This is a genomic window from Flavobacterium sp. (genome assembly GCF_039930565.1).
Classification (GTDB): Bacteria; Bacteroidota; Bacteroidia; order Flavobacteriales; family Flavobacteriaceae; genus Flavobacterium.
On sequence record NZ_JBDTTP010000129.1, the window covers coordinates 1 to 6,341 of the forward strand.

The 6,341-nt window shown below is 32.5% G+C and carries 4 protein-coding genes; 1 reads left to right on the forward strand and 3 read right to left on the reverse strand.

Annotation, left to right across the window (positions count from 1 at the left end):
• Window positions 1-144 precede the first annotated feature (144 nt).
• Window positions 145-1,365, forward strand: coding sequence for an IS4 family transposase (locus ABI657_RS18705; protein WP_348098790.1), 1,221 nt, complete (start codon window positions 145-147; stop codon window positions 1,363-1,365).
• Window positions 1,366-1,432: 67 nt separating this feature from the next.
• Here the strand turns inward: ABI657_RS18705 and ABI657_RS18710 are convergent, their stop codons facing one another.
• The 3 genes from ABI657_RS18710 to ABI657_RS18720 form a co-directional block, all read right to left on the reverse strand.
• On the reverse strand, window positions 1,433-3,493 hold the full coding sequence (locus tag ABI657_RS18710) for a DUF5723 family protein (protein WP_348098791.1): 2,061 nt from the start codon (window positions 3,491-3,493) through the stop codon (window positions 1,433-1,435).
• Between the two features lie 132 nt (window positions 3,494-3,625).
• Window positions 3,626-4,702: a peptide chain release factor 1 gene (prfA, locus tag ABI657_RS18715; RefSeq protein WP_348098792.1), complete on the reverse strand. Its 1,077-nt coding sequence runs from the start codon at window positions 4,700-4,702 to the stop codon at window positions 3,626-3,628.
• A gap of 98 nt (window positions 4,703-4,800) precedes the next feature.
• Window positions 4,801-5,961 carry an MFS transporter gene (locus ABI657_RS18720; protein ID WP_348098793.1) on the reverse strand — a complete coding sequence of 387 codons (1,161 nt, stop codon included), beginning with the start codon at window positions 5,959-5,961 and terminating at the stop codon, window positions 4,801-4,803.
• Window positions 5,962-6,341: the final 380 nt, after the last annotated feature.

The following is a 6,341-nucleotide window of genomic DNA, read 5'->3' on the forward strand; positions in this document are numbered from 1 at the left end:
TAGTTGTGGTCGGAAGAATTTTTCTTCCGACTTTTTTTTGTTTTACACTTTAAATAAAGCGTTTTTATTTTTAATATTTTAACAAGATTTAACTTTATTTTTTAAATATTTATTTGTATATTTATTGCTGAAAATCAGTAATTTATGGCAACATTTAAAGATCACAAAGTTTCTGTTAATGAGTTGTTAGGGCTTATTCCCGAAGCCTTTTTGTCTCATCTTTCAACTAGCACAAAAGTGGATTATTATTCAAAAGTCCTTCACGGGAAGAAGGTATTTTACCTTCTCCTATATTCAATTCTTGATAATGAGAAACTTAGTCAGCGAACATTGGAAGACACCTTTAATTATTCGGGATTTAAGACTATTTTTAATTTAGATGAATCAGAAACCGTTAGAAGGAGTTCTATTTCTGAAAGATTGTCTAAGATTGATTCTGGTTATTTCAAAGAAATTTTTGAATGTATGTATAACCGTTTTTCTGAAAGTTACAGTCAGCCTGAAAGAGACAAGCATAACTTAATCCGAGTAGATAGTACTATTGTTTCTGAAGCTGCCAGAAAAATCAAAGAAGGGATTGACCAAAAAAATGGTAAAAAGCTCATAAAATATAGTGTATCCTTTGATGGGATACTTCCTGCTGGTGTTGAGGTATTTAATGCTCAAAGTTACGCTTCGGAAGAATTTGCCCTTCCCGAAGCTATTTTAAAACAAGTAGTAAAAGATACTGAACATCGTAATATTTATATTATTGACCGAGGTGTCCAGTCTACCCGCACGATGAAGGAGTTTTCAGAAAAGAAAGTCAAATTTGTAATCAGAGCCAAAGAGAACCGTAAACACGAAGAAATAAAATCACTCATCGAGACAAATCAGGATTTGGATCTTGGGGATAATCTATTGATAAAGGACAGTATTGTAAAGCTTTACACAGGAATGCCAGTAAAAAACAAGCAAGGAAATGTGCATTATAGGCAAGAAAAAGTTGAAAATTATTTTAGACTAGTGGTTGTGAAGAACAAAAAACAACCCGAAAAAGTTTTTTATTTTCTCACTAATGATTTTAAACTTACAGCTAAAGAAGTTGCTGACTATTATAGGAGAAGATGGGATATCGAGGTGTTTTTTAGATTCATTAAACAGGAACTAAATGTCAGCCATCTTGTCTCTCTATGCAAAAACGGAATACAAGTAATGATTTATATGACCTTGATTGTAGCAATGCTTGTTCTAATCTATAAAAAAGCAAATAATCTTGGTTATAAAACCGCTAAAAGAAGATTTGTATTGGAACTAAGAGAACTTATTACTGGAATAATGATTGTGTTTTCAGGCGGTGACCCATCAAAAGTCTTTAAAACATAAGTGGCCGGAATTTCTTCCGACCACAACTAGCTCGAAAGCCTCATTTTTTGTATATTAATAACTAAAATTATTTTACTAAAATAATTTCAACTCTACGGTTTTGAGCTCTTCCTTCAACCGTTTTATTGGTAGCAATTGGTTTCGTAATTCCATAACCTTCAGACGAAAGTCTTTCAGCACTAATTCCTTTAGAAATCAAATAATCCTTAACTGCTGCAGCTCTATCTTTTGACAATTGAAGATTTTTAGTCACATTTCCTGTACTGTCTGTATGTCCTTCTAGTTTAAAATTAGCATTATTGTATTCGTCCATTACTTTTACAATTCCTTCTAATTTATCATTAGATTCTGGTTTAATTGTAGCTTTAGAAGAATCAAATAAAACAGATTTAGAGAAATCATTTAATTTTTTAATAACTTCTGTAGTCACCTCTGGACAACCTTTGTTAGCAAGAGTTCCTTTTACATTAGGACATCTATCCTCTTTATCCAAAACACCATCTCCGTCAGTATCTGGCCAAGGACAACCTGCATTTTCTTTTGGACCAGCAACATCTGGACATTTATCATCTTTGTCTAAAACACCATCATTGTCTTTGTCTTTCCATGGACATCCGTTGTTAGCAGCAGGACCAGCAATATTAGGACATTCATCATCTTTGTCTAATATTCCATCGTTATCTTTATCGCCCCATGGACATCCTTTATTTTCAACAGGACCAGCAACAGTAGGACATTCGTCATCTTTGTCTAATACGCCATCACCATCTTGATCTTTAGCCTTTTTTTGATAAATTGGAATTTTCATTCCTAAGTGAATATCTGCTGCTTTTGAATTTTTTGAAATAGCATTAGAAACAATAGAGCTAGATCCAATAAAAAATACTCCAGTTCTAAAACCTAGACCTACTTGAGTTTGTTCACTATAATCCATATAAGATACAGGAACATAAACACTAAACCATTTTGATTCATAACGAGGAGTCAAACTCACACGGTTAGCAATACTATTTTGATTTAATTTGGTTCTACTTACTACGCCCAAATCTCCATTAGCATTCAAATAAAATTTATTATAAACATTCCAATCTACATCTGCATGAACAGCTGTTGGTAAATTAGATCTTACCGCTCCATTAATAGGAGTTTTGGTAAAATTATTTTTCATGAATTCATCAAAATTATCAGAATTATCATAATCAGCTTGCGTAAATGTTCTATTCAAATCATAACTATTACGAATTCCTTTGTCGTATTTCATTGATCCCAAATCGGTAACAGAAAAACCCAAACGCAATTTATATTTATTTACTTCTTTTAAATCATTAATATCAGCTCTATCTGCCGTATAGTCTGGTCTCCACTCATACACCAATCCAATATCTGCTCCAAAACCTCTGGATTTTGAGTTAATATCTACTTTAGAATCAGCCGCAAAATTTTGACTAGATCCATAAATTGCAGAACCAGAAGTTTGATACGAACTCAAAACTGGTACAATCTTATCATTATACCTTACTGCAATATTATTTCCTTGCAAATGATAATTAGCTACTCCTTGTAAATATTTAGCCGTAATACCTCCTTTTAAGAAATGTTCTCCTCTTTGATACAAAAAAGCAGCATAAGAAATACCTAATTCTCCCCAAGAATTTCCTACTGCATTTGGACTTCCTAAAACACCATTAAAATCAGTTTTATTATCCTTAGTAATATCATTAATTACTTGTCCATTAGCATCAATAACATTAGCAAATCCTCTTGCTCTAGTGTAAATGGCTAAGGTATGTTTGGGAGTAATATTAAACATTACCGATGGGCCCATAACATCTACATTCGAAAAAGCATTATTGGCATTACTAAAATTATTTTTAGCTTCTAAATCAAAATCATATCCATTTTTAAAAACGTCAAAAATCTTTACGCCATACAAATCATTTCCAACAGTTGAACTTACAGAGAATAAATTAATATCTGCTTTAAAACGAGAATCCGCTATTGAGGCAGGATTAGACAAAACACTTTGTACTCCCGCATAATTATCAGGAGTGTATCCTAAATAAGACTGAGCGTTTGCCATACAAAAACTGGCAATGGAGAACAATGAAAGATAAATTCTCTTTTTCATATTATACTATTTTAGTTACTAAATTTAAGGCATAAAAAAACACCTAATTTGATAACGCAAATTAAGTGCTAATTCTTATTAATGTGTTGAAAAAAATTTTGTTTTTCTTAACAAATTATATTTAATTAACCTTTAGAAAACTTCACTAGCTTCTTTTAGTTTTTCGGTATTGTTAACTAACTGTAACTCATCAACAATTTTCTGAATATCACCGTTCATGATATTTCCTAAATCGTATAATGTTAATCCAATTCTGTGATCCGTTACACGACCTTGTGCATAATTATAAGTTCTAATTTTTGCCGAACGATCTCCAGAACTTACTTGCGAAGTTCTTTTTGTAGCATCTTCAGCTTCTTTTTTGGCTAATTCTTGTTCGTACAAACGTGAGCGTAAAACACCAAGAGCCTTATCCTTATTTTTATGTTGCGATTTTTGATCTTGACATTGTGCCACCAATCCAGTAGGAATATGTGTCAAACGCACAGCTGATTTAGTTGTGTTTACGGATTGTCCACCTGGTCCTGACGAACAAAAGAAATCCACACGCACATCATTCATATCAATTTGAACATCAAATTCCTCTGCTTCTGGCAAAACCATAACAGTTGCAGCCGATGTATGCACACGTCCTTGTGTTTCTGTTTGAGGCACACGTTGTACACGGTGTACACCAGCTTCAAACTTCAAAGTTCCGTAAACATCTTCACCTGCAACTTCAAAAATCACCTCTTTAAATCCTCCCGATGTTCCTTCATTCATATCCACAACCGAAGTTCTCCATCCACGACTTTCACAATATTTAGAATACATTCTAAACAAATCTCCAGCAAAAATACTCGCCTCATCACCACCAGTTCCAGCGCGAACTTCCACCATTACATTCTTTCCATCTTCAGGATCTTTAGGAATCAACAAAAACTTTATTTCTTCCTCCAATTCCGGCAATCTTTGTTTGGCTTCATCCAATTGCATCTTTGCCATTTCAGTCATGTCAGCATCACTACCATCAGAAATAATTTCGTTTGCTTCGTCAATATTAGCCATCAAAAGAACATATTCATCTCTTTTTTCAGCCAAAGCCTTTAGATCTTTATATTCTTTATTCAATTGCACATAACGTTTTTGATCTGAAATAATATCCGGTTGGATAATTAAATCTGAAATTTCATCAAAACGTTGTTTCACTATCTGAAGTCTGTCTAACATAGTTGTTGTCCTTATAATTGGAGTGCAAAAATACAAAAAAGATTGCACAATTAAGAATCCTCGTTTCAGATTTTTTCAGGAAGTTATTTTTACAAGAACTAATGCTCTTCCGAAATTTGATGCACCATATAAATCATAATTCCACCCAAAAATGCCATTACTAAGAAAGCCCATTTCATACTCAATGCTTCCGAAATAAATCCAACCATTGGCGGAACAATCAAAAATCCAAGATATCCAATAGTCGATATTGAAGTTAATGCCGAACCACTACTCAAATTTTTAGATTTTCCTGCAATACTAAACACCAACGGAACGGTACAAGAAACACCAATTCCAATCAATATAAAACCTATAATTGTTGAAATAATAAACGGAAAAAGAAAACAAATTAAAAATCCAACCGAAATAAAAATCGCACTGTAAAACAAGATTTTTTTAATTCCAAAACGTATCACAACATAATCACCACAAAAGCGCCCTAAAGTAACCGCGATCATAAAAAAAACAAAAGCAGCAGTAGTTATCTTTTGAGAAGCATGCAATACATTCTGAAAATAAATTCCACTCCAATCATACATTGTGTTTTCACAAGCCATCGACACAAAACATATAACAGCAAACTTCATTAACGTTTTATCAGGTTTAGAAAAAAACTTCTTTTTCTCTCTAGAAGCTTCACTTTCCAAAGTCATTGGATAAAAACAAACCGTTACAGCAAGCATCGCAATACTTATTCCTAACAAATGATGAGAAGGATCAATATGTTGTGTTACCATGACATATCCTAAACCCGCACCAGCAAATCCAGCTAAACTCCAAACCGCATGAAACCTAGTCATTATCGATTTTGGATACAAACGTTGCACTTCTAAGGCTTGTGCATTCATCGATAAATTCAAAATATTTCGAGAACCACCAAAAATCAAAAGAATAAGAACCAATTGCCATACAAAAGCTGCAAAACCAGGCAATGCTAAAACTATATTAAATAAAATAGCACCCAACAACATACAATATCGGCTGCTAAATAAATTTAGAATTCGACCAGTAAACGGCATCGTTAACAGTAAGCCGATCGGAAAAGCAAACAAAACAGCTCCAAACTCGGCTTCTGACAAATGTAATTGTTCTTTAATAGCAGGAATTCGAGAAGCCCAAGAAGAATAACCAAAACCTGAAATAAAGAAAAATACAGTAGTCGCCAATCGATATCCCTTTGGTGAATCGCGTAAACTTTTTATATAATTTGTAATCATTACTCTCTAAACTTTTTATTAGTTTGCAAAATTAAGTCTTTTTAAGGAGTTAAAAAGTATAACTGCATTCAAAATAAAACAGTATAAATCTATTAGCCTTCTCTATAATTTCACAGAAAATCAATTCATTTTATAAAAAAATCAATTTACTTCATAGTCTTATTATTGATTAGTATTTCATTTAATAACAAATCAAACATAGAAAGGGATTAAATTAAAAAATTAGATTAGCTTATTTTGTAAATTTGAAAATAAACTAATTAATATTGATCCTTAATTTTTGGAGTTCCAAAAGTTTTCCGTTATAATTTTCGTTTAAATTAGAACTTATTTTAAAACAAAAAATCCCCATCAAATAATGATGAGGATTTCTCAAAGAA

What these genes read in the sequence shown, in the direction of transcription:
- ABI657_RS18705 (WP_348098790.1), top strand. Translation starts at nt 145, where the DNA reads ATGGCAACATTTAAAGATCACAAAGTTTCTGTTAATGAGTTGTTAGGG.
- prfA (WP_348098792.1), bottom strand. Translation starts at nt 4,702, where the DNA reads ATGTTAGACAGACTTCAGATAGTGAAACAACGTTTTGATGAAATTTCA.
- ABI657_RS18710 (WP_348098791.1), bottom strand. Translation starts at nt 3,493, where the DNA reads ATGAAAAAGAGAATTTATCTTTCATTGTTCTCCATTGCCAGTTTTTGT.
- ABI657_RS18720 (WP_348098793.1), bottom strand. Translation starts at nt 5,961, where the DNA reads ATGATTACAAATTATATAAAAAGTTTACGCGATTCACCAAAGGGATAT.